Raw genomic sequence first — 26,393 nt, 5'->3', positions numbered from 1 at the left:
CTTGACCAGGATACGGCCGGACCCGGGGCTTGCCGCAAGACCCCCGTCGTGCCCCACAATCGACCCTCGTGTCAACGCCGTACCCCGTCTTCGACCTCCCCGAACGCCTCGCCGACAAGGCCGATCCGGCCCTGATCGCCGACGACGAGCGGCACTTCGCCGCGATCGCCGCCACCCTCGACGCCTCGACCACGACGCTCACCCGACGCCTCGACGAGCTCCGCCGGACCCGAGCGGGCGGCGGGGAGTACACGGTGGAGCGCGATGCCGAGGTGCGCCGGGTCACCCGCGAGCTCACGGCACTCCGGCGGTACGGGCTCGACCTGTGCATCGGGAGGATGGTGTTCGCCGACCGCCCACAGCCGGTCTACGTCGGCCGCTCGGGGCTCACCGACGACGACCTCGAGCGGCTGCTCGTCGACTGGCGCTCGGCGACCGCGGAACCGTTCTTCGCGGCGTCGCACGGTGATCCTCGTGGCCTGGTGAGCCGGCGACGCTACCGCTGGCAGCGCGGTCGGATCGTCGACTACTGGGACGAGGCCTTCACCGACGAGGGCCTGCTGCACACCGCGGCCCTGGACGACCAGTCGGCGTTCGTCGCGAGTCTCGGCACCAGCCGCAGCCCGCGGATGCGGGACGTGCTCGGGACGATCCAGTCCGACCAGGACGCCGTGATCCGCGCGGACTCCGCCGGAGCACTCGTGGTGGACGGCGGCCCGGGGACCGGCAAGACCGTCGTCGCGCTGCACCGGGCGGCGTACCTGCTCTACGCCGACCCTCGCGTGTCCCCGCGGCACGGGGGTGTGCTGTTCGTCGGGCCGACGCACGGGCACCTCGACTACGTCGGGGACGTGCTGCCGGCACTCGGCGAGGACGGGGTGCACCTCGCGACCGTGACGGACCTGGTGCCCGAGGGCGCCGACGTCCCCGACGAGGCCGATCCGGACGTCGCGGCGATCAAGGCGGGTGCGGCGCTGACCCGGGCGGTCGAGCGTGCGGTCCGCGGGTACGAGCAGCCGCCGGAGCGCACGGTCGTCGTCGAGACGGACTGGGCGGACGTGCCGATCACGCCCGACGACTGGGCCGACGCGTTCGACGCGGCGGACCCGGGCGACCCGCACAACGCCGCACGCTCCGACGTCTGGGACGCGCTGCTCGAGATCGTGACCACCCGCCTGGCGGGAGCGGCCCCACCCAGGGCGATCCGCGCCTCCGTGGACGACAGCGACGTCCTGCGTGACGCGTTTCGCCGGGCGTGGCCCGTGCTCGACCCGGACGGTGTGGTCGCGGACCTGCTCGCGGTGCCCGAGCACCTGGCGCGGTGCGCGCCCGACCTCACCGCAGCCGATCGCGCACGCCTGCACCGCCCGGACGCCCGCGCGTGGACCCGGTCCGACCTGCCCGTGCTCGACGCCGCCCGTCGGCGCATCGGTGACCCGGCCGCTCCGGCCCGGGAGCGTCGTGCTGCGGCCGCCAGGGCCGCCGAACGCGAGCGGATGGACCGGGTGATCGAGGACCTCGTCGCGGCCGACGATTCCGAGCTGCAGCTCATGAGCATGCTGCGCGGTGCGGACGCACGGAACAGCCTCGACGACGACGCGGTGACGGCGGCACCGGACGCCGATGCCCTGGCGGGACCGTTCGCGCACGTCGTCGTCGACGAGGCCCAGGAGCTGACGGACGCGGAGTGGCTGATGCTGCTGCGGCGCTGCCCGAGCCGGAGTCTCACGGTCGTGGGGGACCGGACCCAGGCGAGGGAGCCGTTCGCCGAGTCGTGGGAGGACCGGCTCGCCCGGATCGGGCTCAGGGACGTCCGGACCGCGCGTCTCCGGATCAACTACCGCACGCCGTCCGAGGTGATGGCGGTCGCCGAACCCGTCATCCGCGCAGCCGTGCCGGACGCGAACGTGCCGACCTCGATCCGCGACTCCGGCGTGCCGGTGCAGTACGGGTCCGCGGACGAGCGGGACGTGGTCCTGGACAGGTGGGCCGCGGCGAGCGCCGACGGGATCGCGTGCGTGGTCGGCGACGCCGGGTACGCGGGGACGGACCGGATCCGTTCCCTGTCCCCGGAGGCGACGAAGGGTCTCGAGTTCGACCTCGTCGTCCTGGTGGACCCGGAGCGGTGGCGCCCGGTCGACCGCTACGTGGCGATGACCCGGGCGACCCAACGACTGGTCGTGCTCAGCTCGGCGTGAGTTCCTGCAGGCCGGTGACGCGCAGGAGGTCGAGCTTGGCGGCGTCCTCGGTGCTGGGGACGGCCGTGTAGACGACGATGCGGAGGTCCCCGCCCGGCACGCTCAGGACGTCGCAGTCGATCTCGATCGGGCCGACGGGGGAGTGCACGCGCTTGCGGCTCGCCCGGTGCTCGGCGACGCGTCCGGTGTCCCAGCGGCGCTCGAACTCGGGGGACTCGCGACGGAGGCGTGCCACCAGCTCGGCGAGGTCCCGGTCGGCGGGGTACCGTCCGACGGCGGCGCGGAGGTCGGCGGCGAGGTCGCTGGAGAACTCCTCCTGGTGCTCGTCGTCCCACTCGACCTCGTCGTGGCCGTGCATGAAGTGTCGCCACACGAGGTTCCGGTCGATGCCGGTGTACCGGGAGGGGTCACCGGTGAGCGCTGCCCAGAGGTCGTTCCACAGGACGATGTCGTGCGCGGCGGTGAACACGGCGAGGGGGACGTCGCCGAGGCGGTCGACGATGCGCTGCACGCCCGGGGTGACGTGCCGGGGGACGACCCGGCGCGACGGCGGCGCGGACCCTGCGACGCGGCAGAGGTGGTCGCGTTCCTCCTCGGTGAGACGGAGCGCGGTGGCGAGTGCGCCGAGCAACTGCGGCGACGGGTTCGTCGCGCGTCCCTGCTCGAGGCGGACGACGTAGTCGACGCTCACCCCGGCGAGCGCAGCGAGCTCCTCGCGACGGAGACCCGGCGTCCGTCGACCGGGCCCGGCCGGCAGGCCGACCGCTTCGGGACGGACCCGGTCGCGCCAGGAACGCAGCACACTCGCGAACTCGCTCATGCCCACCATCCTCGACCCGCGCCTCCCGGCCTGCCTGGTACTGGTGGTCCCACTGTCGAGCGGTGCCTGGGGGACCCGGCCACGGAGGCGGAGGCTGGGGGCATGACAACGACACTCATCACCGGAGCCAACCGCAGTCTCGGGCTCGAGACCGTCCGTCGCCTCGTCGACGCCGGGCACACCGTGTACGCCGGCATGCGCGATCCGGCCACGGGGGACGCGGCGCGTGCCCTCGGCGCGCACGTCGTCCAGCTGGACGTCACCGACCAGTCCTCGGTCGAGCGCGCGGTCGCCGGACTGCCCGGACTCGACGTGCTCGTGAACAACGCGGGCATCCTCGGGACGTCGTTCGGGGTCGACGACCTCGACGCCGCTGCGATCGGAGCCGTGCTCGACACGAACGTGACCGGCGTCGTGCGCGTGACGCAGGCGGCGCTGCCGCTGCTGCGGGAGTCGGCGAACCCGGTCATCGTGAACGTGGCCTCGGGTGTGGGCTTCCCGCGGTGGCTGACGACTCCGGGGCGGGACGAGTACCCGGTGCCGGCGGTGCCGTACGCGGCGTCGAAGGCGGCACTCATCGCCCTGACCGTGCAGTACGCGAAGAACCTGCCCGGGTTCCGGGTGAACGCGAGCGACCCCGGGTACACGGCGACGGAGTTCAACGGCTTCGGCGGGCACCAGACCGTGACCGAGGGGACGGACGCCACGGTGGCGCTGGCGACGCTCGGCGCGGACGGTCCCACGGGGGAGTTCCACGACCGCGACGGGCGCGTCGCGTACTGAGGGGGGCGGGGCGGGCGGGGCGGGCGCCGCGGGGCGGCCCGCGGCCGCTTCGTGAGCAGAAGATGTCGGGTCGGACGGATCGACCCGACACCTTCTGCTCACCAAGTGCGTCCGCACCGCGCGCGGGACGGCCTGGAGGCACGGCTCGCGTCCGACGGGCGAGCTCGCTCGGTCCTGTGACCGGGTCGCAGAGCGCCCGCCAGCGCGTTCCCGTCTGTCAGGATGGCCGGATGCGCGCAGTCCAGTACGACGAGTTCGGTTCCGTCCCCGCGGTCGTCGAGGTCCCGGACCCGGTCGCCCCGATCGACGGGGTGGTCGTCCGGGTCGCCGCGACCGGGGTCTGCCGGAGCGACTGGCACGCGTGGAAGGGGCACGACGACTCGGTGCACCTGCCGCACGTGCCCGGGCACGAGTTCGCCGGCGTGGTGTCGTCCGCCGGCCCCGACGTCCGCGGGTTCGCCGTGGGGGACCGGGTCACCGCGCCGTTCGTCTTCGCGTGCGGCGAGTGCGAGCAGTGCCTGGACGGTGCGACGCAGGTGTGCACCCGGCAGCAGCAGCCCGGCTTCACGCTGCCCGGTTCGTACGCCGAGGCCGTGGTGGTCCCGCACGCGGACGTCAACCTCGTCGCGCTGCCGGACGCCGTCGGGTTCGCCGAGGCCGCCGGACTCGGATGCCGCTTCGGGACCGCGTACCACGCACTGCACGCCCGGGGACGGGTGGCCGCCGGCGAGTGGGTCGCCGTCTTCGGCTGCGGGGGAGTCGGACTGTCGACCGTCATCGTCGCGGTCGCCGCCGGAGCGAAGGTCGTCGCGGTGGACGTCTCGCCCGCCGCGCTCGCACGTGCGGAAGCCCTCGGTGCGGTCGCGGTGCCGATGGACGACGCGGTCGGGGAGGCCGTCCGAGCCGTCACGGGCGGCGGAGCCCACGTGTCCGTGGACGCCTTCGGCAGCCGCGCCACGTCGGTCGCCGCGGTCGCCGCACTCCGGCCTCGGGGTCGGCACGTCCAGGTCGGGCTGCTGCTCGACGACGAGGCCGTGCCGGCGATCCCGATGGGCCGCGTCATCGGCGACGAGCTCGAGCTGCTCGGCAGTCACGGGATCTCGGTGGGGGAGTACGCGGCGATGCTCGACGACGTCGTCGCCGGTCGCCTCCGCCCGTCGGAGTCGATCGGTCGGACGATCGGGTTCGACGAGCTTCCCGAGGCGATCCTCGCGATGGACCGGCCGGCGACGTCGGCGGGCATGACGGTCGCGGTGTTCTGAGCGCCGGAGACCGCCCTCAGCGCTTCGGTCGGTACACGTCCGCCTTCGCGCCGCCGTCGAACACCGTCGAGCTGATCAGCGTCAGGTCGAGTTCGTCCTGCAGCCCCGAGAAGATCCCGTCACCCGCCCCGAGGACCACCGGCAGGACCACCAGGCGGTACTCGTCGACGAGGCCCGCGGCCACGAGGCTCCGGCAGAAGTCCGTCCCGCCCTGTGCGAGGACGTCGGCGCCGTCCTCGGCCCGCAGCCGGTCGACCTCCGCCACGAGGTCGCCGTGCGCCACCCGGGCACCGGTCCAGGTCGCCGCCGCGGGGGAGTCGGCCCCACCCGTGTCGACCGTGGCAGGATCGAACGCACGCTGGCGGGTGAAGATGACCTTCGGGACGGTGTTCATCGCACCGGCGACGGGTGTCGTCGCGTTCGCCCAGAAGCCAGCGATGGACTCGAACGTCCGACGACCGAACGCGTGCACACCGGCGCCGGACACGGTGTCGAGCACCCACGCGGCCGAGTCCGGACTCGCGGCGCGGAACATCCAGTCGGACTCGGCACGTGCACCTGCGACGAAACCGTCGAGGGACATCGACATCTTGAGGACGAGCTTCCGCATCGGACACCGCCGCTTCCGAGCACCGCTCGGCGCTCATGACGGCGATGTTAGAGGGGAGTGGCGTCGACCACCAGAGCGCGGCCGCAGCGCGGCCCGACGGATCTGAGTTGACATAATATGCATTATCGGCGCGATGCGAGTGGGGCCAGGAGGCGCGGATCACCGCAGCTCGTCGGCTCACGCCAGCCGCGCCTCCCGTCCCTCCTGCAGCAGCGATGACCGTCATCCGCGCGGCATCGACCGCTTGGGTCGCGCGGCGCGCGACGTCATCCCCAGGACCGATGACTTCCGCCGTGGTGTCGGTGACCATCGATATCATGCATATCAGTTCGGTAGCGATCTCCAGGAGGCAGGCATGACACCGTCGCGCCCACAGCTCGTCGTCCACGACGACGCCGTCCGCGCGAACACCGCCGTGTTCGCCGACCGGACGGACGGCGGCGTCATGGCCGTCCTCAAGGCCGACGGGTTCGGCCACGGGGCGATCGCCCGGTCGGTCCTCGCCGCCGGAGCGACGTCGATCGGCGTGACCACCATCGACGAAGCGATCGCCGTCCGAGCAACCGTGACGGACGCGCCGGTGCTCAGCTGGCTCAACCCGGTCGACGCGGACTTCGACGGTGCACTGCTCGCCGACGTCGACATCGCCGTCCCGAGCGCGGAGCTGCTCAGTGCCGTCAGCCGCGCAGCAGTCCGGACCGGACGCCGTGCCCGGGTCCACCTGCACGTCGACGTCGGGATGGCCCGCGACGGTGCCGATCCCGGCTCGTGGTCGTCGCTGTGCACCGCCGCACGCGAGCTCGAGCGCCTCGGCACGGTCCGGGTCGTCGGGGTGATGGGCCACATGTCCTGCGCCGACCAGCCCGACGACCCGCAGAACACACGCGAACGGCTACTCTTCGACAACGCGGTCCGCACCGCGCGGCGCCGCGGACTGTCCGGCTTCGTCACGCACCTCGCCGCCACGGCAGCGACCGTCACCGGGGTCGGCGGCCGCCACGGTCTGCACCGCATCGGCGCGGGGCTCTTCGGGATCGACCCCTCCCGGACCTCGACGGACCTGCTGCCGACGCTCTCCCTGACGGCTCCGGTCGTCGGTTCCCGGGTGATCGGCCCCGGGGCCGGCGTCGGCTACGGCCTCGACCACGTCGTCGACCGTCGGACCACCCTCGCGCTGCTCCCCCTGGGCTACGGCGACGGACTCCCCCGTGCGGCGTCCGAGCGGGCCGAGGTCCAGGTGCGCGGACGCCGTCGACCGCTCGTCGGCCGGTTCTCGATGGACATGGTCGTCGTGGACACCGGCGACGACCGGCTGGAGCTCGGCGAGACCGTCACGTTCTTCGGGCGCGGCCTCCACGGCGAGCCGACCGTCCACGACTGGGCAGGCTGGGCGGACACCATCGAGCACGAGATCGTCACCCGGATCGGCACGCGCGCCGCCCGGGTCCACCGCACCGTCACCACCCCGGAGGCCACCGTTGCCTGATCGCCACGACTCCCACACCCCTGCGGCCCGGACCCGGATCGCGGTCATCGGTGGCGGCGCGAACGACGAGCACGAGGTCTCGCTCGCATCCGCGGCCGCGGTCACGCGAGCCGTCCGGGCCCTCGGCTTCGACGCGGTCCCCCTGACGGTCGACCGGACGGGCAGCTGGCGGCACACGAACGGTACCGCGCTGTCCCCCGCGGACGCCGTCGGCGTGCTGACGTCGTGCCGCGCGGCGTTCCCGGTGCTCCACGGGGTCCACGGTGAGGACGGCGCGGTCGCCGGCTTCCTCACGATGATCGGCGTGCCGGTGGTCGGCTCCCCCGTCCGCGCCGGCGCACTCGGTATGGACAAGTGGGTCACGAAGACCGTGGCCGAGGCCGTCGGCGTCCGCACGGCGCCGGGTGTGCTGATCCGCGCTGGAGACGAGATCGGCCCGGTGCCCCTGCGGCCGCCCATCGTCGTGAAGCCGACGACCGGTGGGTCGAGCAACGGCGTGACGGTGGTCCGGACGCCCGACGCGTACGCGGCTGCCGTGGCACATGCTCGGGCTGCAGGCACCGACGTGCTCGCCGAGGCGTTCGTCACCGGGCGCGAGATCGACATCGCCGTGTTCCGCGACGACACCGGGGCGCTCCGCACCGGCGCGACGCTGGAGATCGGCGTCGCCGACGGAGACGTGTTCGGGCGCACCGAGAAGTACGACGGGACCGCACGGTTCACGGTGCCGGCGGCGCTGTCTGCCACCGACGAGGCAGCGATCGACCACGCAACGCGGACCCTCTACGACACGCTCGGGTGCGCGGGTGTCGCGCGGTTCGACTTCTTCCTCACCGATGACGGGGTCGTGCTGAACGAGGTGAACACCGCACCGGGGTTCACCGAGCAGTCGCAGGTTCCCCGGATGTTCGCGGCGGTCGGCTTGGACTACGTCGAGCTCGTGCGTGCTCTGGTGCAGGCGGCTGAACGGGCCGTCTGACCGGCGGACCGTGCCGCCGTGCGATCAGGACTGCGGGTCGACGCTCGTCGGGACGTCGTCGGTGTCGATCTCGAGCGAGGCGTGTTCGCCGCCCTGCTCCTCGAGGTTCTCCTTGTCCGTGTCCGGCTGCTCCGGCTCCTCGCTGTGGGTGGTCTCCTCGGCAGGGTCAGGCTGGCTGTAGCTCATGTGGCGGAAGCTACGCGGGCCGACCTGGGCGCGCGTCCGGCGGTCCGGAACACGCGCTGTGCGGTCCAGGAGGAACGGTGCGGGCCCGACCCGCGCCTCCCGTCCGCCGTGGCGTCGGGACGTGGGGACGTGGGGTGCGACGCGCGGACGCCGAACGCCAGCGAAGCGGATCGGCATCGCTGCCGACCCGCCTCGCTGGCGGACCGCCGCGCGCCGACTCGGGACGGTGATCCCCGGTCAGACGCCAGCGGCGATGTGGACTCAGGCCTGGGACAGCACGACCGCGGTGAGGATGTAGCCGACGATGCCGATGACGATCGCGATGGCCGACAGGATGATGCCACCGAGGACGATCCCCCGACCGGACGCGCGTCGGCGAGCCAGGATGCCGAGGACGAGCCCGATGATGCCGGCGATCACACCGATGATCGCGAGGAAGATGCCACCGACGACACCGATGATGCCGAGGACGAGGCTCGCGATGGCGAGTCCGCCACCCGTGCCGGCCGGTGCTGCACCGGGCGTGTTCGCTGCGGGGTAGTTCGGTCCACCGGTCTGGTCGGCCATGAGGTCTCCTTCGTCGTGGACGCTCGTCATGCGACCGGGTAGCCGCGGGCGGGGTGGCCCAAGCATGAGCGTCAGTCAGGACGGTAGACCGTTCGACCAGCTGGTGTTCAGGTACTCCGCCCGCACCTGTCCCCCGCCTCAGGCTCCGACGTAGGCCGCCAGGTGCTCCCCCGTGATCGTCGACCGAGCCGCGACGAGCTCGGCCGGCGTGCCCTCGAACACGATGCGGCCGCCGTCGTGGCCGGCGCCGGGCCCGAGGTCGATGAGCCAGTCGGCATGTGCCATCACGGCCTGGTGGTGCTCGATCACGACGACCGTGCGCCCGGCCTCGACCATGCCGTCCAGCAGCCCGAGCAGCTGTTGGACGTCAGCCAGGTGCAGCCCGGTCGTCGGCTCGTCGAGCACGATCACCCCGCCGGGGTCGCCGAGGTGCGTCGCGAGCTTGAGCCGCTGCCGCTCGCCGCCGGACAGGGTCGTCAGCGGCTGCCCGATCGTCAGGTACCCGAGTCCGACGTCGACGAGCCGGGCGAGGATCGCGTGCGCCGCAGGGATCCTCGACTCCCCCGTCGCGAAGAACGCCGCAGCGTCGGCCACGGGCATCGCGAGGACCTCGCTGATGTCCTTCCCCCCGAGCCGGTACTCGAGCACCGACTGGTCGAATCGCTTCCCGCCGCACTCGGCGCACGGGGTCGCGATGCCGGCCATCATGCCGAGGTCCGTGTAGATGACCCCCGCGCCGTTGCACGCCGGACACGCACCCTCGGAGTTGGCGCTGAACAGGGCGGGCTTCACACCGTTGGCCTTCGCGAAGGCCTTGCGGATCGGCTCCAGCAGCCCCGTGTACGTCGCCGGGTTGCTCCGCCGGGAGCCGCGGATCGCGCCCTGGTCGATCGCGACGACACCGTCGCGCGGTGACAGCGACCCGTGGATGAGCGTGCTCTTGCCGGAGCCCGCGACACCCGTCACGACCGTGAGCACCCCGGTCGGCACGTCGACGTCCACACCCTGCAGGTTGTGCGCGTCAGCACCCCGGATCTCGAGGACGCCGGTGCGTTCGCGCACGACGTCCTTCACCGACACCCGGTCGTCGAGGTGCCGACCGGTGACCGTGTCGCTCGTGCGGAGCCCGTCGACCGGCCCCTCGTAGCAGAGCGCCCCGCCGTTCGTCCCCGCACCCGGCCCGAGGTCGACGACGTGGTCCGCGATCGCGATGACCTCGGGCTTGTGCTCGACGACGAGCACCGTGTTGCCCTTGTCGCGGAGGCGGAGCAGGAGCCCGTTCATCCGCTCGATGTCGTGGGGGTGCAACCCGGTGCTCGGTTCGTCGAAGACGTAGGTGACGTCGCTCAAGGACGACCCGAGGTGCTTCACCATCTTGACGCGCTGCCCCTCTCCCCCGGACAGGGTCCCCGTGGGACGGTCGAGCGAGAGGTACCCGAGGCCGATCTCGACGAAGGAGTCGACCGCGTCCCGAAGACCATCGAGCAACGGCCCGACGGTCGGTTCGTCGATCCCCCGCAGCCAGGCGGCGAGGTCGGTGATCTGCATCGCGCAGACGTCCGCGATGCTCTTGCCGGCGATCGTCGACGACCGTGCGACGTCGTTCAGCCGGGTGCCACCGCAGGCCGGACAGGTGGTGAAGGTGACCGCGCGGTCGACGAAGGCCCGGATGTGGGGCTGCATCGCTTCGCGGTCCTTCTGCAGGAACGAGCGCCGCACGCGCGGGACGAGCCCCTCGTACGTCATGTTGATGCCGGCGATCTTCTGCTTCGTCGGTTCGCGGTACAGGAAGTCCTGGCGTTCGGCGTCCGTGAAGTCACGGATCGGCGTGTCCTTGTCGAAGTACCCGGACTCGGCGAACATCCGGACGTTCCAGCCGTCCGTGCCGTACCCGGGGATCGTGATCGCCCCGTCCGACAGGGACTTCGTGTCGTCGAACAGCTGCGTGAGGTCGATGTCGGTGACCGTGCCGCGGCCTTCGCAGTCGGCGCACATGCCGCCGAGCCGTGAGAACGAGACCTTCTCCGCCTTGGCGTCCTTGCCCTTCTGCACGGTGATGGCACCACCGGCCGTGACCGTCGCGAGGTTGAAGGAGAACGCGTTCGGGCCACCGATGTGGGGCGTCCCGAGGCGGCTGAACAGCACGCGGAGCATGGCGTTGGCGTCCGTCACGGTGCCCACCGTCGAGCGGGGATCGGCGCCGATGCGTTCCTGGTCGACGACGATCGCGGTGGTGAGGCCGTCGAGCACGTCGACGTCGGGGCGTGCGAGCGACGGCATGAAGCCCTGCAGGAACGCGCTGTACGTCTCGTTGATCATGCGCTGCGACTCCGCCGCGATGGTCGCGAAGACCAGTGAGCTCTTGCCCGACCCGGACACGCCGGTGAAGACGGTCAGGCGACGCTTCGGGAGCTCGACGTCGACGTCGCGCAGGTTGTTCTCACGTGCACCACGCACCCGGATGCGGTCGTGGGTGTCAGCGGCGTGCTCGGCACTCGGTTCCATGCCCACAGGGTAGCGGTGACGTGTGACGTTCCACAGGACGGTTCCGCACCGGAACGAGCCGGCGCGTCAGGACGGCGCGTGGGTGCGGACGAGGCCCAGGAGCTCGGCGGGCTCGAAGGGCTCGTCGGTGGCGTCGAGCTCGTCGGCCGTCCACCAGCGCGACTGCAGGATGTCCACGCGCTCGTCGTCGGTCCACTCGGCGTCCGACAGCGTGAAGCCGGGCGTCCGGACGACGTAGAACTCCGCGTGGCCGCGGTCGTGGTCGGCCAGGTCCCACTCGACGGTGAAGTCCCACGACCACACCGGCTCCCCCGGGTCTTCGATGACGATGCCGGTCTCCTCGCGCAGCTCGCGGATCGCGGCGTCGCGGTGGTCCTCGCCGGGGTCGACACCGCCGCCGGGCGTGATCCAGCGGTGCGCTCCGTCCGACGACGGGGAGTTGGTGTCCATCAGGAACACCCGACCGTCGGGGTCGAGCAGGATGATCCGGGAGGTGCGGCGCAGGCCGGGCTTCGCAGTCACCCGTCCGACGTTAGCCGACGAAGCCGCTGACGTCGCCGACGAGCTTGGTGTGGTCGGCGGGGATCGGCTCGATCGCGGCCGCGGCGATCTCGGCGGCGAACTCGGAGACGCTGTAGAGCTTGCCGACCTCGGCACGGCGGCCCTCGATCGCGCCCGGGTTGAGGCGGTTGAGGAGCGTGGCGGTGATCGTGCCCTCGATCATGTCGCCGGAGACGACCACGAACTCGATGCCCGCGGCGTCGAGCTGCGGCACGAGTTCGCGGAGGGCGAGCTCGCCGGCCCGCTTGCTCTTGGCGACGGGGACGTACTCGTCCATCGTCTCGGCGGTCTCGACGAAGTGGGCCTGGTGGCTCGTGACGAACACGACGCGCGATCCGGCGGGCATGTGCGGCACGGCGGTCTGCAGCATGTCCACCTGCGCGTCGCGGTTCAGGCGCAGCGCGTAGTCCTCGCCCAGGCCGGACTCCATGCCACCGGAGGCGTTGAGCACGAGCAGGTCGATGCCGCCCCACTCCTGCACGACGGTGTCGACCATCGCCTGGACGGAGTCGTGGTCGGTCAGGTCCGCACCGACGGCGAGTGCCGACCCGCCCGCGGCGACGATCTTCTCGGCGATCTGCTCGGCACGCTTGGCCTTGTTGCGGTAATTCACGACGACGTTGGCGCCGGCCTCGGCCAGGTACCCGACGGTGTCGGCGCCGATGCCGCGGGACGAACCCGTGACGAGGGCGCGCTTGTCGGCGAGGGATCCGGGGGCGAGGGGGTTGCTCACAGTCGTGTTCTCCAGGTCTGGTTCGGCGGGTCGGCCGCCGACGAGCCTACCAACCACCGCGCGGGCACAGCGCGGACTTGATATGTTGAACGGAGTTGGACCGGCCGTCGCGACGCAGCGAGCAGCCGCGCGCGACCGAGGGAGGGAGATCGCGTGAACGGGATCGATTGGATCCAGACCGTCATCTGGATCGGACTGGTGCTCCTGCTGGGTGTGGTCGAGATATTCACGCTCGACTTCATCTTCATCATGCTCGCGGCCGGTGCTGCCGGCGGGCTGGTCGCCGCACTCCTCGGCGCACCGTGGTGGCTGTCGGCCATCATCGCCGCGGGCGTCGCCCTGCTGTTGCTGTCGGTCGTCCGGCCGCGGCTCCTGACGGCACTCGGCCGGAACGCCGACCCGCACCGCACCAACGTCGAGGGACTCATCGGGCTGCCGGGCACGGTCGCCGTCGCCTTCACCGCGTCCGCCCCCGGCCAGGTCCGCCTGGCCAACGGCGAGACCTGGAGCGCCCGCATCTCCGCCGACGCCACAGACCGAACACCGCCGCTCGGGACCCCCGTGGTCGTCGAGTCCATCGAGGGGTCGACGGCCGTCGTCCGCCTCGGAGAAAGGGCCACCTCGTGACCATCTCAGCCGGGACGATCGCACTGCTCGTCCTCATCCTCGTCGTCGTCATCTTCGTGATCGTCGTCCTGTCCCGCGCGATCCGCATCGTGCCGCAGGCGACCGCGGGGATCGTCGAACGCCTCGGGAAGTACCACAAGACCCTCAACCCCGGGTTGAACCTTCTGGTGCCGTTCATCGACCGACTCCGGCCGCTGCTCGACATGCGCGAGCAGGTCGTGTCCTTCCCGCCGCAGCCCGTCATCACCGAGGACAACCTGGTGGTCTCGATCGACACGGTCGTCTACTTCCAGGTCACGGATGCCCGCGCCGCCACCTACGAGATCGCCAACTACCTCGGCGCGGTCGAGCAGCTCACGACCACCACGCTCCGCAACGTCGTCGGTGGCCTCAACCTCGAAGAGGCCCTGACCAGCCGCGACAACATCAACGGCCAGCTCCGCGTCGTGCTCGACGAGGCGACCGGCAAGTGGGGCATCCGCGTCGGCCGCGTCGAGCTCAAGGCGATCGAGCCGCCCGTGTCGATCCAGGACGCCATGGAGCAGCAGCTGCGTGCCGAGCGCAGCCGTCGTGCCGCCATCCTGCAGGCCGAGGGGACGAAGCAGTCCCAGATCCTCGAGGCCGAGGGGCAGCGGCAGGCCGCCATCCTCGCGGCCGAGGGTGACGCGAAGGCCCAGGTCCTCCGTGCCGAGGGTGAAGCGCAGGCGATCGCCACGGTGTTCGACGCCATCCACACCGGCGACCCGGACGACAAGCTCCTGTCGTACCAGTACCTGCAGACCCTGCCGAAGATCGCCGAAGGCACCGCGAACAAGCTCTGGATGATCCCGAGCGAGTTCACCGAGGCACTGTCCGGCATCGCGAAGGGCTTCACCGCCGGGCGCACCGGCAGCGGACCGATCGCCGGCGGCGGCGCCGGCGGCGACTTCCTGTCGCGGATCTCCAAGCTCGCGAACGAGAGCCTGGCGAACAGCGCGGCCGCCGATGCCGCGGCCGGTTCGGTCCCCCGCCCGGACGCCACGGCGGCGGACATCGTCCCCGAGTCCGAGCTCGACCAGCGTCTCGCCGAGTCGAACAAGAGCGTCGACGCGCACCTCGCGGCGTCGGACGAGGCCGCGGCCGACGAGCTCCGCGACGCAGCGAAGGACGAGCACCACGGGAGCGCGACCGACGCCGGCCCCGACGCCTCCGGGCACCGCACGAGCGACGGTTCCGGCCGCCGCTGACCGCCACCACGACGACGCCCGCCCCGGGAGACCGGGGCGGGCGTCGTCGTCGTGTGCGGGTCAGGCGCCGCGTCGTGCGCGCAGGAACTGCAGTCGCTCCTGCAGGAGCTCCTCGAGCTCTTCACGCGAGCGTCGCTCGAGCAGCATGTCCCAGTGGGTCCTGGGGGCCTTGACGTCCTCTTCGGCGACCTCGACGGGGATGCCGTCGTCACCGAGGAGTCGTCCTTCGCGACCGGAGCGGGGCTCCGACCACGTCTGGGGGACGTCTGCATCCGCCGAGAAGACGATGTCGAACGTCTCCCCCGATTCCGTCTGGTAGACCGCACGCTTGCGGTCCGAGAGCTCGACGCCCTCTTCGCTCTGGAGACTCTGACTCCCGAGCCGCATGCCGCGGAGACTCCGATCAGCCATGTGTGTGCTCCTCTCGCTCGTCTGCCCTCCACAACACTGTCCCACGCGCCCGCACTCCCGGACCGGCGCATTCACAGTCCTCTCCCAGTGCGGGGCCGCGGCCGGGGCGCTCAGGCGCGGCGAGCAGTGCCGCGGCGGCTCCAGGGCGCGCAGGCGAGCAGCGTGAGGAGCCCGCCGAGCGAGAGCAGGAGCGCGATCGATCCGGACGCCAGGGTCGCCGGGGTGGTGGTCGTCCCGAGCGGCACGTCCGTGATCATCGAGGTCGCGGTGTACGCCGGCACCCGGTCGATCGTCCGTCCGGTCGGGTCGATGACCTGCGACGCCCCGACGGTGGAGATGTTCACGAGCGACCGACCGGTCTCGATCGCCCGCATCCGAGCGATCTCCAGCTGCTGCAGGTTCTCGTCGGTGCCGTCGAAGTCCGCGTTGTTCGTCTGCGCCAGGATGACCTGCGCTCCCCCGCGCGCCATGTCGGTGGCGAGGCCGTCGTCGACGATGTCGAAGCAGATCGCGATACCCGCCCGGACGCCGGCGACCGACAGCACGTTCGGCTTCGTCCCCGGGGTGTAGTCGCGCTGCAGCAGCCCGATGAGCGACGGCGCGAGCTTGGAGAAGAACCAGCGGTCCGGGACGTACTCGCCGAAGGGCACCGGGCGCTTCTTGTCGTAGGACGACTGCCAGCCGTCCTTCGTCCACACGAACGAGGTGTTGTGCAGGACCCCCGAGGACGTCTGCGTGATGGCGCCGGCGACGATCGGCGCCCCGACAGAGTCGACGACCTGGTCGAGAGCCGACGCGATCACCGGCTGCTGGCGCGGATCGAACTCGGCGGAACCCTCGGGCCAGACCACGAGGTCGACCCCCTTCGCCTCGACGTCGGTCGCCGCGACCTGCGCGCTCAGCACCGCCCCCGGCGCCGCCCGGTCGAAGTACCCGGCGGGGCCGTCACCCTGCACCGACTCGATCCGGATCGTGCCGTCGGTGGCGGTCGGCCACGCGGGCACGGCGAGCACGGCGGCGACGAGCAGTCCTGCCGTCGCCACGCGGACGGGCACCCGGACGGCCCGGCCGGGACCGCGGGGCACGACCAGGGCGAGCGACACGACGACCGCGACGCAGTACACGACGACGAACGTCACCCCGAGCACGCCCACGTAGGCAGCCAGGTGCGTGAACGGGCCCTGCGACTGCGAGAGACCGACCCGCCCCCAGGCGAAGCCGCCGTAGGGCCAGCTCCCCGAGAACCACTCGCGTCCGGTCCAGAGCGCGGCGACGACGGCCGGGAGGCCCCACACGCGTCCGGCGGTGGACGGCACGACACGCGCCACCCAGCGGTACGCGAGGGCGATCGCGACGCTGCCGAGGGCGAAGAACGCGGCTTCGAACAGCGCGAGCGCGAACCACGGGACCGGGCCGAGGTAGCGGCCGGCCCACGAGATCGCGGGGATCCAGAAGGCCGCGCCGGAGACGTACCCGAGCCAGGCGGCGCGCCGGGCACGCTGGCCCATCGCGGCGAGCAGCATGCACGCGAGTGCCGGGTAGGCGAGGAACCACCAGCCCGGCGACGGGAAGGCGAGTGCGAACAGCACGCCCCCGATGACGGCGAGCGGGAACGCCTGCGCGAGCGGCAGGGCGGCGAAGTCGGACCGGCGGCCCACCGGCGGGCGCACGGCAGAACCACGACCGCCCGCCGCGGACCCACGCCCAGCGGTCGCGTCCTGACCAGAGGCGACGGAGGCAGTGGAGGCGGCGCCCTGCGGGCGCACGTCGGACTCGGGAACCGGCACCGTGCCTCCTGTCAGACCGCCGCGTAGGCGACGATGCCGCGGCGCACCGCGTCCGTCGCCCGCCGTGCGGTCTGGGCGAGGTCGTCGTCGCCGGCGTTCCGGATCTGGTCGAGCAGGTCGATGACCTGCTTCGACCAGCGCACGAAGTCACCGGCCGGCAGGTCGAGCGTGCGCAGCACGTCGTCGAGCGCGGAGCCGGACGCCCAGCGGAACATGCCGACCGCGGCGGCCGGGGTCGGCGGCTGCGACCCGGCGAGGCGGGCGTCGCGCTCGATGTCGTCGAGTCGGGACCAGATCGTGAGGGTCTCGTCGAGTGCCGGACGGAACGCCCCGCGGGGCAGGGCGTGCTCGGTGCCGGGCGCGTCTTCTCGGCGGGGCTGGTAGACGATCGTGGCGGCCATCGCGGCGAGCTGCGCCGGGGTGAGGTCCTTCCAGACGCCCGCCTCGAGGCACTCGGCGACGAGCAGGTCGCGCTCACCGTAGATCCGCTGCAGCCGACGCCCGCCGGCGGCGACCGTGGCCTCGCCGTTGCCGGTGTCGACCAGGTAGCCGAGCTGCAGGAGCACGTTCGTGACCCGGTCGAACGTGGTCGCGACCGCACCCGTGCGGGAACGGATCTGCTGCAGGAGCTTGTCGTTGGCGCGCTTGAGCTTGTACCAGCGCTCCGACCAGCGCGCATGGGCCTCTCGGTCGGGGCAGGCGTGGCAGGGGTGCCGCTGCATGCGCCGTCGGACGTCCGTGATGGCGGCCTGCCGTTCGGCCCGGGCGCCGTGCGAGGCCTCGCGCCCACCGGGGACGTTCGTCCGCTCGAGGTCGGAGAGTTCACGGCGCAGGGCCGCGTACTCGGTGAAGTCGCCGAGGTGGCACTGCATCGCCTGCTGGTAGCCGTCGAGGGACTCCTGCTGCGACCGGACCTTCCGCGCGAGGTCGACGACCGAGCGGTCCGCCTGGAACTGCGCGAACGACGTCTCGAGGACCTCGCGCGTGCGCTGCCGACCGAACTGGTCGATGAGGTTCACGGCCATGTTGTAGGTCGGCTTGAACGACGAGTTCAGCGGGTAGGTGCGGCGGCTCGCGAGCGATGCGACGCCCTGGGGGTCGAGGCCGTCCGACCACTGGATGACCGAGTGCCCCTCGACGTCGATGCCACGACGCCCCGCGCGACCGGTGAGCTGCGTGTACTCCCCCGGCGTGATCGGGACGCGGGCCTCGCCGTTGAACTTCTCGAGCTTCTCGAGGACGACCGTGCGGGCCGGCATGTTCACGCCGAGCGCCAGGGTCTCCGTCGCGAACACGACCTTGAGGAGCTTGCGCTGGAAGAGGTCCTCCACCACCTCCTTGAAGGCCGGCAGGAGCCCCGCGTGGTGCGCCGCGACGCCGCGCTCGAGGCCCTCGAGCCACTCCCAGTAGCCGAGCACGGCGAGGTCCTCGTCGAGGAGGGTGCGACAGTGGTACTCCGCCGTCTCGCGGATCTCGTTGCGTTCCTGCGCCGTCGTCAGCGACAGCCCCGACCGGAGGACGTTGCGGACCCCCTGGTCGCACCCGTTCCGGCTGAACACGAAGAAGATCGCGGGCAGGAGCATCCGCTCGTCGAGCATGTGGGCGATGCGCTCGCGGTGCAGCTTCTCGGTGCGCGGACCACGACGGTCGTGGTAGCCCCCGCGCCCCCGGCCGCCGCGGTGTCCGCCGCCGTGCCGTTCGCTGCGCGAGGCACCGCCGACGAGCCGGAGCAGCTCCGGGTTGACGCGGTTCGTCGCCGCGGCACCGCTGGAGTCGAACAGGTCGACCATCTTCGAGCCGACGAGCACGTGCTGCTCGAGCGGCACGGGGCGGTCCTCGGAGACGATGACGTCGGTGTCGCCGCGGACGGTCTGCAGCCAGTCGCCGAACTCTTCCGCGTTGGAGACCGTGGCGCTGAGGGAGACGAGCCGGACCTCGGTCGGGAGGTGCAGGATCACCTCTTCCCAGACGGCACCGCGGAACCGGTCGGCGAGGTAGTGGACCTCGTCGAGGACGACCCACGCGAGGTCGTCGAGCAGGTCGGAGTCCGCGTAGATCATGTTCCGCAGGACCTCGGTCGTCATCACGACGACGCGTGCCCGCGGGTTCACGTTCGTGTCGCCGGTGAGCAGCCCGACCTCGGACTCGCCGTAGACGTCGACGAGCTCGGCGTACTTCTGGTTGCTCAGGGCCTTCATCGGCGTCGTGTAGAACACCTTCGCCGTCGGCTGCCGCATCGCCAACCAGATCGCGAACTCGGCCACGATCGTCTTGCCGGCCCCGGTCGGCGCGGCCACGAGGACGCTGCGCCCCTGGTCGAGCGCGTCGCACGCGGCGAACTGGAACGGGTCGAGGTCGAACCGCAGGTCGGCGCGGAAGAGTTCGAGGTTGCGGGACCGGTTCCGGACCTTCGCCGCCCGGAACCGTTCGGCAGCGCTCGGCTCCGTCGTGCTCACAGGCCGTACTCTTCGTCGAGCTTCGCCTGGCGCTTCGCCACCCGGCGGTCGTGGAGCCAGGCCACCGCGCACGCGGCGACGTACAGCACGATCATCGGCACGGCGAGCAGGAACATCGAGATGACGTCGGCGCTGGGCGTCACGATGGCGCAGAAGACCAGGATGCAGAGGATCGCCACGCGCCAGGACTTGATGATCGAGGACGCGGACAGCACGCCGACGAAGTTCAGCAGCACGAGGAACACCGGCAGGACGAACGCGATGCCGACGGCGACGATGAGCTTGATGACGAAGTCGTAGTAGGCCTTGGCGTCGACGATGGAGGTGTCCTGGCTCGACACGAAGCTGCCGAGGATGCCGACCACGTGCGGCAGGATGTACCAACCGAACCAGCAGCCGGCGAAGAACAGCGGGATCGCGGTCCCGAGGAAGCCCCACACGTACTGCTTCTCACGTCGCACCAGCGCCGGGACGATGAACGCCCAGATCTGGTAGAGCCACACAGGACTCGCGATGACGATGCCGATCGTGATGGCGATCTGCAGCTTCAGGTCGAACGCGCCCGTGATCATCGGGAAGTTGAGTTCGGCCGTGTGCCCGCCGACCTTGGCGAGCTGGGAGACCGGGGACCGGAGCGCGTCGAGCACGAACGGGGTGAGGAACCACCCACCGACCGCGGCGACGACGATCGCGATCACTGCGCGGAACAGGCGGTTGCGCAGCTCGATGAGGTGCTGCCCGAGCGACATGCGGCCTTCGGCGTCCTTCGTCGGACGCCCGGTCCGCCTCGCTCGCCCGCGCGCGGTCGTCGAAGCCATGGGTCGATCCTACGGGGTCGGGACCGACAGTCGGCCGCGACGTGCGTTCGCACAGGAGGGTCACGGGCCTGGAGGCGCGGGGCGGGCCCGCACCGCGCCTCCCGTCCGTCGGTCAGCACGTTGGCGGCGGGGCCGACGCGTGTCCGGTCCGGCGGTCGCGCGCGGTCCGGCGGCCGCGCTCGGTTCGAACCACGGAACCGACGTCGAACCACGTCGCGGTGCCGGTTCGACGTCGGTTTCGTGGTTCGACGTGCGCGACACGCAGCGCCGGTCCGGCGGTCGCGCGCAGCTCAGTCGGCGGCGAGGGCCGCCGCGGCGAAGTCGCGCACCGCGGCCCGTGCAGCCGGCGGGTCGAGCACGACCGCGCGACCGGGCAGCCCAGCGACGAGCCGCACCACACCGTCGAAGCCGTTCGACGCCGCCAGCCGGATGCGCACCCGGCCGTCGGTGTCGGGCGCGTCGGCCGTGTCGGCGAGGAAGTCGGCCACGAGCGGCAGCGACGAGGAGTCGAGCTCGACGGTGACGATCACGTCCTCGGCTGCCTGCTGGAACAGCGTGTCCGGGATCACCACGTCGTCGATCGACTTCTCCGCCGGGCGGTCGTCGACCCGCACGCCGGACATCCGGTCGAGCCGGAACGTCCGGAGGGCCTGTCGGTCGAGGTCCCACGCCCGCAGGTACCAGTCGGTGTCGATCGACTCCACACGCAGCGCGTCGACGCGGCGGGTGCTCCCCTGCGTGCGCGGACCCGCGTACTCGAACGCGAGCCCGCGGCCGTCGGCCATCGCCTTGCGGATGACCGCGAGGGCGACGTCGTGCAGGTCCTGCCCGACGGCGACGTTCGCGGCCGCGCCACCGGCACCGCGGGACAGCTTCGCCATGAGCGCGCGGATGGCGTCGCGGTCGGCGGCCTCGGGCAGGGCGGACAGGTACTGCAGTCCGGCGATGAGCGCCGACGCCTCGCGCGCCGAGAGCCGCGGGGAGTCGTCGATCGCGACGAGGTTCGTCAGCACGATCATGTCGTTCTGGTCGAAGTCGTCCCAGGCGATGTCGAACAGGTCGCCGTGCTGGTACTGCATCGTCTCGCCGGGGACGCCGGACACCGCGATGAGCTCGACGGCACGGCGGATCCGGGTCTCGGGGACGCCGAAGTGCCGAGCGGCCTCGGCGACCGAGACGCGTTCGCGGTCGATCAGGTACGGCACGAGGGCGAGCAGGAACGCGAGCTTGTCCTGCGCCTGGAGTGGTTGCTGCTCAGCCACGGGGGCTCCCGTCCTGGTCGGCGGCGGGTTCGGCGTGGTCGGCGGCGGGCTCGGCGTGGTCGGCGACGAGGGCCCGCAGGCGCTCGGTCACCCGGTCGCGCAGGTCGTCCGGCTCGAGCACGCGCACCTCGGGCCCGAAGGCGGCGAGCTCCTCGGCGAGGATCTGGGGGTCGACGTGGTGCAGGACGAGGACGCCGTCGTCGTCGGTCTCGGTGTCCCGCCGGCGGGCGAGCCGACGTTCGGCGTCCGACCCCGGTGCGACCCGGATCCGGGCGGTGCGCGCCGCCCAGATGCGCTCGAGCTCCGCCAGCGCGCGTTCGCCCGCACCGGCCGGGGCCGGGTGCTGCCCGACCTCGTACTGGGCGACGGGCCCGACGATCCGGGAGAGCAGGTAGTTCTTCTCGCTGTCCGTCGCGAACTCGTGCGCGGCGAGCATCCAGCGGCCGCCGTGCTGGACGAGGGCGACCGGGGCCACCGCACGCCGACGCGGCTCGTGCTGCCCCGGCGTGATGTAGTCGAAGCGGACCGCGGCGGACCGGTCGAGCGCCGAGCGCAGCGGCTCGAAGGCGACGTCACGGGCGCGGAGCCGCGGGGCGTACGCATCGACGCCGAGGGCCCCGGCGCCGTCGTCCTCGGATCCGGCGGACCGCACCTTGAGCAGGCCGCGACGGGAGTCGGCGGAGAGCGCCCCCTCGCGCCAGGCCATCGCGGCGAGGGACAGGAGCGCGGACTCGTCCGGCGTGAAGCGGACGTCGACGGGCAGGTCGTACTCGCCCTTCGGGATCCGGTAGCGGAGCGTCTGGTTGTTGCCGGCGGCACCCGGGGTCTCGATGGTCTCGAGCGGGATGCCCAGCTCGCGGACGTCGTCCTTGTCGCGCTCGAACTGGCGCTCCAGCGAGGCGTTGTCGCCGCCCCTCGTGAACCGCTGCCGGTAGCCCTGCACGTTGGCCAGGATCTCGGACTTCGTCAGCCCGGACTCCGTCGAGAGCAGCGCGAGCACCAGGCTGAACAGCCGTTCCTCGGCAGGCACACGGGGCACACGGGTCGCTGGCACGAGCCGATCCTACGGCAGCGCGGGTGCACCGGAGTGCACCCGCGCCGCGGTCCGTGGACGGTCCGGGAGGGTCAGGCGGAGATCTTCCCGAGGACGTCGATCACGTACGCGTACGCCGCGCCCTGCTGGTGCACGATCGTGAGCACCTGGTCGCCGACACGGTGCCCGACGATGGCGTTCCGGACGCCTTCCTGCACCTGGCCCTTGGTGAGCGGCACGGTCTGCGCGCCCGAGCCGTCGGTCCAGCTGGAGCCGGCCACCGAGGCGTCGGTGCCGTCAGCGGGCCACGACACGGCGGTGTACTTGATGACGGCGGTGTCCTTGTCGGTGAGCTCGGCGCCGTGCCCCTTGCGGAGCAGGTGCGTCTCGTCCGACTTCGGCGCGGACCACGAGGGGATCGTGATGCCGGGCGCGCCCGACGGCGCGAGTACGACGGCGGGCATCCCGTCCCCGGCGAGCTGCGGCGTGCCGGTCGCGCGGGCGTCGAAGGCCTTCTTGACGTCGATGACGGCGATGACGGCGTCCTCGGTCTTGGTCGACGAGGTCCCTGTGTCGCCGGTGGTCGAGGAGCTCAGGGCGCTCTTCGGCAGTGCGACGGCGAGGCGGTCACCGACGTGCGCGCACTCGAGGGAGGCACCGAGCGCCCCGTAGTTGTCGGCGCCCGCGGTGATCGGGGCGGTCTGGCCGGAGTACCCGCTCGTCTGTGCGACCTCGCCGGTCGCACCGTCGACGAGGGTGTACTCGATCACGACGGGCGTGCCGTCCTCGATCTCGCGGCCCTCGCCCTGGCGGAGGACCGAGACCTGGGTGCCCTTCGTGGTGAGGCCGCTCGGGATGTTGACCTTCGGCTCCTTGCCGAACGCACCCGTGGCGGTGACCGCCTCGGACGCGGCACCGGGAGCGGCGCAGCTCGACGGCGTGGAACCGGCCCCGCTCGCCGCGCACCCGGTGAGTGCTGCGGCGAGGCCGATGGTGACCAGGAGTGCGGGGATGGTGCGCACGGACCCTCTTTCCGTTCGATGCAGGACGGGCACGTCGCGTAGCCTACCGGTCGTCCTCAGCAGCGCCGTCCGCGTCGGACGCGGCGGGTCCGGCCTCGGCTGCGGCGACCTTGCGGGCCTGCGCTGCCGCCTGTCGCGCGACCTTGCGGAGCTTCTTGTCGCTGGCCGACCGCTCGCCGACGGCGCCGGGCGTCCAGGCCTCGACGTCCTCGTCGGAGAACTCCGCCTTGCCTGCGCGACGCTTCAGGTTCGGCAGCACGACACCGTCGGCCAGCCGGCGTGCCGTGACGAGGAACCCGGTGTGCCCGACCATTCGGTGGTCCGGGCGGACGGCGAGGCCCTCGACGTGCCAGGTGCGGACCAGGGTCTCGCTGGACTGCGGGTCCGTGAAGCGCCCGGTGTCGCGGAGCGCCTCGGCCGTGCGGGACAGCTGCGTGACGGTCGCGACGTAGCAGACGATGAGACCACCGGGGACGAGGGCGTCCGCTGCGGCGTCGACGCACTCCCACGGCGCGAGCATGTCGAGGACGACCCGGTCGACGCTCTGCGGTTCGGCGGCGCCGGGCAGCTCCTCGACGAGGTCACCGACCGTGACCGACCAGTTGTCCGGGACGGCGCCGAGGAAGGTGCCGACGTTGCCACGGGCGATCGCGGCGAACTCCTCGCGGCGCTCGAACGACTGCAGCTGTCCGGTCGGTCCGATCGCCCGCAGGAGGAACAGCGAGAGCGCGCCGGAACCGACACCGGCCTCGACCACGCGGGCGCCCGGGAAGACGTCGGCGAAGGCCACGATCTGAGCGGCGTCCTTCGGGTACACGATGGCGGCACCGCGCGGCATCGACATCACGTAGTCGTTGAGGAGCGGACGCAGCGCGAGGTACTCGTCACCGGTGCTCGCCCGGATCACCGACCCGTCCGGCTGCCCGATGACGTCGTCGTGCCGCAGGACGCCGCGGTGCGTGTGGTACTCCCCCGCGACCTCGAGCGACAGGGTCGTCAGCTTGCCCTTCGGACCGGTCAGCTGCACGCGGTCACCGGCGCGGAAGGGTCCGCGCGGCGGGGTGTGCGGTGCGCCGCCCGCGGTGTGCGGCAGCGACTCGGTGGGGTTCGGGAGCGCGTCGGTCATCGTGCGACCTCCTGGGTGCGGGCGGCGAGGGCCGGGCCGGTCAGCTCGACGAGCCGGTCGACGTCGACGTCCGCGAGGGTGGTGAGGTGGACGTCGCCGCCCGTGATGTCCGACAGCGGGACGATGTGCTCGACGGCCACCGTGACCGCGCCGGAGGCCACGGCCGAGGCCACGCCGGTCGCCGAGTCCTCGATCGCGACGCACGCGGTCGGGTCGACGCCGAGCTGTGCGGCGGCGGACAAGTAGGCGTCGGGGAAGGGCTTCGGCCGCTCGACGTCGTCACCCGCGACGACGACCCGGAACCCGCGGGCACCGAGCGCATCGGCGGCGACGAGCGCCATCTTCCGACGGGACATCGTGACGAGGGCGGTCGGGATGCCGCGGTCGTGCAGGCCCTCGATGAGCTCGCGGGCACCGGGACGCCACGGCAGTTCACCGTCGCGCAGGCGCACCATCACGTACTCGGTCATCCACTGGATGATCTCCTCGACCTCCATGTCGACGCCCTTGTCGCGGAGGATCTCCCCCGAGCGCTCGAGGCCGCTGCCCACCAGGGCGAGACCGTCCTCGTGGGTCCAGACGACGCCGTAGCGGTCGGTGAGTTCGACCTGGGACTGCTGCCAGATCGGCTCGGTGTCGATGATCGTGCCGTCCATGTCCCACAGCACGGCTGCGGGCGGGACGAGGGCGGAGGGTTGCGCGGTCACGGGCGACGAGTCTACCGGGGCGGTCCGCCCGCGTTCCGCTCACCGCGGACGCGTGGACGCACTCCGGTCGAGCGGCCCTATCCTTGTTGCTGCGAATGTCCGGTCGCGCGCGACCTGCGAGCCGCCCGCGCCCCGCTCCACCACCAGGAGGTCCCGTCCGTGCCACAGCACTCCCCCTTCAGCGACGGTCGACTGCTCGTCGTCGCCTTCGAGGGCTGGAACGACGCCGGAGAAGCGGCGAGCGGTCTCGCCAGGCGCATCGTCGAGTCGCTCGAGCTCGACGAGCTGCGCGAACTCGACGGTGAGCGGTACGTCGACTACCAGTTCAACCGCCCGAACGTCGGCACGGACGAGAACGGCGGCCGGGGCATCCAGTGGCCGCGGATCGTCCTGCACGGTCCCGGTGCCGAGGGTCGACCCGTGATCGGAGCCACCGGCTCCCCGTCCGAACGCGACGTCTACGTGCTCGTCGGCCCGGAGCCCTCGCGGACCTGGCGCGGCTTCTGCGCGGAGATCATCGACCTCGCGGACGTCTACTCGATCGACGCCGTCGTCTTCGTCGGCGCGATGCTCGCCGACGTCCCGCACACGCGACCCATCTCGGTGTTCGTGTCGAGCGAGAACGCGGGCGTGCGTGCCGCGTTCGACGTCGACCGCTCCTCGTACGAGGGCCCGACCGGGATCCTCGGGGTGCTCGCCGACGCGATGGACAGCGCCGGCCTCACCACGCTGTCGCTCTGGGCCTCGGTGCCGCACTACGTGCACAACTCGCCGTCCCCCAAGGCGACGCTCTCGCTGCTCGACAAGATCGAGGAGCTCACCGACGTCACGGTCCCGCGGGGATCGCTGCTCGACGACGCCACCGAGTGGGAGGAGGGCATCGACGCCCTCGCCGCCGACGACGAGGACATGGCGTCCTACATCGGCCAGCTCGAGCAGGCGCGGGACACGGTCGACTCCCCCGAGGCCTCGGGCGACGCCATCGCGCAGGAGTTCGAGCAGTACCTCCGCCGCCGCGAGCGCAAGGACGGCAAGGACGGCGGGACCGCCGGGGGCGAGGGGTTCCGCCCGCCGCCACCGTCGCAGTAGACGCGACCGCACGGACGGACGGGAGGCGGGGGGGCCCCGGGCCCCCCCCCGCCCCGCCCCCCCCCCGGGGCCGCCCGGCCCCCCGCCCCCCCCCCCCCCCGCCCCCGGGTTAAACCGCGGGGTGGGCCCCCACCCGCCC

Annotated in this window: 24 protein-coding genes; 8 read left to right on the top strand and 16 right to left on the bottom strand. The window is 72.1% G+C overall.

What is annotated here, in order from left to right; translation table 11 throughout:
- The first annotated feature begins 68 nt into the window (after positions 1–68).
- Complete coding sequence (gene helR, locus ACIPKM_RS08610) at positions 69–2,198, top strand: RNA polymerase recycling motor ATPase HelR (protein ID WP_261646923.1); 2,130 nt, start codon at positions 69–71, stop codon at positions 2,196–2,198.
- Here the strand turns inward: helR and ACIPKM_RS08605 are convergent.
- Positions 2,185–3,018, bottom strand: a complete 834-nt coding sequence (locus ACIPKM_RS08605; protein ID WP_402736559.1) for a helix-turn-helix transcriptional regulator — start codon at positions 3,016–3,018, stop codon at positions 2,185–2,187. The genes helR and ACIPKM_RS08605 overlap by 14 nt on opposite strands.
- A 102-nt stretch (positions 3,019–3,120) precedes the next feature.
- Between ACIPKM_RS08605 and ACIPKM_RS08600 the strand changes: the two genes are divergently transcribed.
- Together ACIPKM_RS08600 and ACIPKM_RS08595 are read left to right on the top strand one after the other, a co-directional pair.
- Positions 3,121–3,801 carry an SDR family NAD(P)-dependent oxidoreductase gene (locus ACIPKM_RS08600; protein ID WP_071301570.1) on the top strand — a complete coding sequence of 227 codons (681 nt, stop codon included), beginning with the start codon at positions 3,121–3,123 and terminating at the stop codon, positions 3,799–3,801.
- 230 nt (positions 3,802–4,031) lie between these two features.
- Positions 4,032–5,063, top strand: coding sequence for an alcohol dehydrogenase catalytic domain-containing protein (locus ACIPKM_RS08595; RefSeq protein ID WP_071294697.1), 1,032 nt, complete (start codon positions 4,032–4,034; stop codon positions 5,061–5,063).
- 16 nt (positions 5,064–5,079) lie between these two features.
- On the opposite strand, the gene ACIPKM_RS08590 is transcribed toward ACIPKM_RS08595, so the two are convergent.
- Positions 5,080–5,673: a dihydrofolate reductase family protein gene (locus tag ACIPKM_RS08590; RefSeq protein WP_261646927.1), complete on the bottom strand. Its 594-nt coding sequence runs from the start codon at positions 5,671–5,673 to the stop codon at positions 5,080–5,082.
- A 355-nt stretch (positions 5,674–6,028) separates the two neighbouring features.
- On the opposite strand from ACIPKM_RS08590, the gene alr reads away from it, so the two are divergent.
- Together alr and ACIPKM_RS08580 are read left to right on the top strand one after the other, a co-directional pair.
- On the top strand, positions 6,029–7,159 hold the full coding sequence (gene alr, locus ACIPKM_RS08585; RefSeq protein WP_402736558.1) for an alanine racemase: 1,131 nt from the start codon (positions 6,029–6,031) through the stop codon (positions 7,157–7,159).
- Complete coding sequence (locus ACIPKM_RS08580) at positions 7,152–8,138, top strand: ATP-grasp domain-containing protein (RefSeq protein WP_071294700.1); 987 nt, start codon at positions 7,152–7,154, stop codon at positions 8,136–8,138. The genes alr and ACIPKM_RS08580 overlap by 8 nt, the downstream gene beginning before the upstream one ends.
- A gap of 24 nt (positions 8,139–8,162) precedes the next feature.
- On the opposite strand, the gene ACIPKM_RS08575 is transcribed toward ACIPKM_RS08580, so the two are convergent.
- The 5 genes from ACIPKM_RS08575 to ACIPKM_RS08555 form a co-directional block, all read right to left on the bottom strand.
- Positions 8,163–8,324 carry a hypothetical protein gene (locus ACIPKM_RS08575; protein WP_175475692.1) on the bottom strand — a complete coding sequence of 54 codons (162 nt, stop codon included), beginning with the start codon at positions 8,322–8,324 and terminating at the stop codon, positions 8,163–8,165.
- A gap of 261 nt (positions 8,325–8,585) precedes the next feature.
- Complete coding sequence (locus ACIPKM_RS08570; RefSeq protein ID WP_070419002.1) at positions 8,586–8,891, bottom strand: hypothetical protein; 306 nt, start codon at positions 8,889–8,891, stop codon at positions 8,586–8,588.
- 138 nt (positions 8,892–9,029) lie between these two features.
- Complete coding sequence (locus ACIPKM_RS08565; protein ID WP_402736557.1) at positions 9,030–11,396, bottom strand: ATP-binding cassette domain-containing protein; 2,367 nt, start codon at positions 11,394–11,396, stop codon at positions 9,030–9,032.
- A gap of 66 nt (positions 11,397–11,462) precedes the next feature.
- A complete protein-coding gene (locus tag ACIPKM_RS08560; RefSeq protein ID WP_402736556.1) occupies positions 11,463–11,918 on the bottom strand; it encodes an NUDIX hydrolase in 456 nt (151 codons plus the stop codon).
- A 10-nt stretch (positions 11,919–11,928) separates the two neighbouring features.
- Positions 11,929–12,690 (bottom strand): SDR family oxidoreductase, encoded by a 762-nt coding sequence (locus ACIPKM_RS08555; RefSeq protein ID WP_402736555.1) that lies wholly within the window; start codon positions 12,688–12,690, stop codon positions 11,929–11,931.
- A gap of 153 nt (positions 12,691–12,843) precedes the next feature.
- Between ACIPKM_RS08555 and ACIPKM_RS08550 the strand changes: the two genes are divergently transcribed.
- Complete coding sequence (locus ACIPKM_RS08550) at positions 12,844–13,317, top strand: NfeD family protein (RefSeq protein ID WP_254789583.1); 474 nt, start codon at positions 12,844–12,846, stop codon at positions 13,315–13,317.
- A complete protein-coding gene (locus ACIPKM_RS08545) occupies positions 13,314–14,543 on the top strand; it encodes an SPFH domain-containing protein (protein ID WP_070419006.1) in 1,230 nt (409 codons plus the stop codon). The genes ACIPKM_RS08550 and ACIPKM_RS08545 overlap by 4 nt, the downstream gene beginning before the upstream one ends.
- A gap of 60 nt (positions 14,544–14,603) precedes the next feature.
- Here the strand turns inward: ACIPKM_RS08545 and ACIPKM_RS08540 are convergent, their stop codons facing one another.
- The 9 genes from ACIPKM_RS08540 to ACIPKM_RS08500 form a co-directional block, all read right to left on the bottom strand.
- A complete protein-coding gene (locus ACIPKM_RS08540; protein WP_070419007.1) occupies positions 14,604–14,954 on the bottom strand; it encodes an RNA polymerase-binding protein RbpA in 351 nt (116 codons plus the stop codon).
- A gap of 110 nt (positions 14,955–15,064) precedes the next feature.
- On the bottom strand, positions 15,065–16,624 hold the full coding sequence (lnt, locus tag ACIPKM_RS08535; protein ID WP_402736554.1) for an apolipoprotein N-acyltransferase: 1,560 nt from the start codon (positions 16,622–16,624) through the stop codon (positions 15,065–15,067).
- Between the two features lie 128 nt (positions 16,625–16,752).
- On the bottom strand, positions 16,753–19,197 hold the full coding sequence (locus tag ACIPKM_RS08530; RefSeq protein ID WP_071294706.1) for an RNA helicase: 2,445 nt from the start codon (positions 19,195–19,197) through the stop codon (positions 16,753–16,755).
- Complete coding sequence (gene tatC, locus ACIPKM_RS08525; protein WP_070419009.1) at positions 19,194–19,946, bottom strand: twin-arginine translocase subunit TatC; 753 nt, start codon at positions 19,944–19,946, stop codon at positions 19,194–19,196. The genes ACIPKM_RS08530 and tatC overlap by 4 nt, the downstream gene beginning before the upstream one ends.
- A gap of 359 nt (positions 19,947–20,305) precedes the next feature.
- Positions 20,306–21,277, bottom strand: coding sequence for a YafY family protein (locus tag ACIPKM_RS08520; protein WP_071301561.1), 972 nt, complete (start codon positions 21,275–21,277; stop codon positions 20,306–20,308).
- Entirely contained in the window at positions 21,270–22,331 is a 1,062-nt protein-coding gene (locus tag ACIPKM_RS08515; protein ID WP_402736553.1) for a helix-turn-helix transcriptional regulator, read from the bottom strand. Before ACIPKM_RS08515 ends, ACIPKM_RS08520 begins: the two co-directional genes overlap by 8 nt.
- A gap of 71 nt (positions 22,332–22,402) precedes the next feature.
- On the bottom strand, positions 22,403–23,332 hold the full coding sequence (locus ACIPKM_RS08510) for a hypothetical protein (protein WP_070419011.1): 930 nt from the start codon (positions 23,330–23,332) through the stop codon (positions 22,403–22,405).
- A gap of 43 nt (positions 23,333–23,375) precedes the next feature.
- Complete coding sequence (locus ACIPKM_RS08505) at positions 23,376–24,458, bottom strand: tRNA (adenine-N1)-methyltransferase (protein ID WP_229085971.1); 1,083 nt, start codon at positions 24,456–24,458, stop codon at positions 23,376–23,378.
- Complete coding sequence (locus ACIPKM_RS08500; RefSeq protein ID WP_229085973.1) at positions 24,455–25,165, bottom strand: HAD family phosphatase; 711 nt, start codon at positions 25,163–25,165, stop codon at positions 24,455–24,457. Before ACIPKM_RS08500 ends, ACIPKM_RS08505 begins: the two co-directional genes overlap by 4 nt.
- A 159-nt stretch (positions 25,166–25,324) precedes the next feature.
- Here ACIPKM_RS08500 and ACIPKM_RS08495 point away from each other — a divergent pair, with 159 nt between their 5' ends.
- Positions 25,325–26,254, top strand: coding sequence for a proteasome assembly chaperone family protein (locus tag ACIPKM_RS08495; RefSeq protein WP_070419012.1), 930 nt, complete (start codon positions 25,325–25,327; stop codon positions 26,252–26,254).
- Positions 26,255–26,393: the final 139 nt, after the last annotated feature.

This window comes from Curtobacterium sp. NPDC086286 (assembly GCF_044746255.1).
GTDB lineage: Bacteria > Actinomycetota > Actinomycetes > Actinomycetales > Microbacteriaceae > Curtobacterium.
The sequence above is the reverse complement of the archived record's forward strand: the minus strand, read 5'-3'. Positions and strand labels throughout refer to the sequence as shown.

Bases quoted from the DNA above. Each gene is read 5' to 3' on its own strand.
- ACIPKM_RS08605 (WP_402736559.1), bottom strand. From the start codon at position 3,018: ATGAGCGAGTTCGCGAGTGTGCTGCGTTCCTGGCGCGACCGGGTCCGT.
- ACIPKM_RS08600 (WP_071301570.1), top strand. From the start codon at position 3,121: ATGACAACGACACTCATCACCGGAGCCAACCGCAGTCTCGGGCTCGAG.
- ACIPKM_RS08595 (WP_071294697.1), top strand. From the start codon at position 4,032: ATGCGCGCAGTCCAGTACGACGAGTTCGGTTCCGTCCCCGCGGTCGTC.
- ACIPKM_RS08590 (WP_261646927.1), bottom strand. From the start codon at position 5,673: ATGCGGAAGCTCGTCCTCAAGATGTCGATGTCCCTCGACGGTTTCGTC.
- alr (WP_402736558.1), top strand. From the start codon at position 6,029: ATGACACCGTCGCGCCCACAGCTCGTCGTCCACGACGACGCCGTCCGC.
- ACIPKM_RS08575 (WP_175475692.1), bottom strand. From the start codon at position 8,324: ATGAGCTACAGCCAGCCTGACCCTGCCGAGGAGACCACCCACAGCGAG.
- ACIPKM_RS08570 (WP_070419002.1), bottom strand. From the start codon at position 8,891: ATGGCCGACCAGACCGGTGGACCGAACTACCCCGCAGCGAACACGCCC.
- ACIPKM_RS08565 (WP_402736557.1), bottom strand. From the start codon at position 11,396: ATGGAACCGAGTGCCGAGCACGCCGCTGACACCCACGACCGCATCCGG.
- ACIPKM_RS08540 (WP_070419007.1), bottom strand. From the start codon at position 14,954: ATGGCTGATCGGAGTCTCCGCGGCATGCGGCTCGGGAGTCAGAGTCTC.
- tatC (WP_070419009.1), bottom strand. From the start codon at position 19,946: ATGTCGCTCGGGCAGCACCTCATCGAGCTGCGCAACCGCCTGTTCCGC.
- ACIPKM_RS08505 (WP_229085971.1), bottom strand. From the start codon at position 24,458: ATGACCGACGCGCTCCCGAACCCCACCGAGTCGCTGCCGCACACCGCG.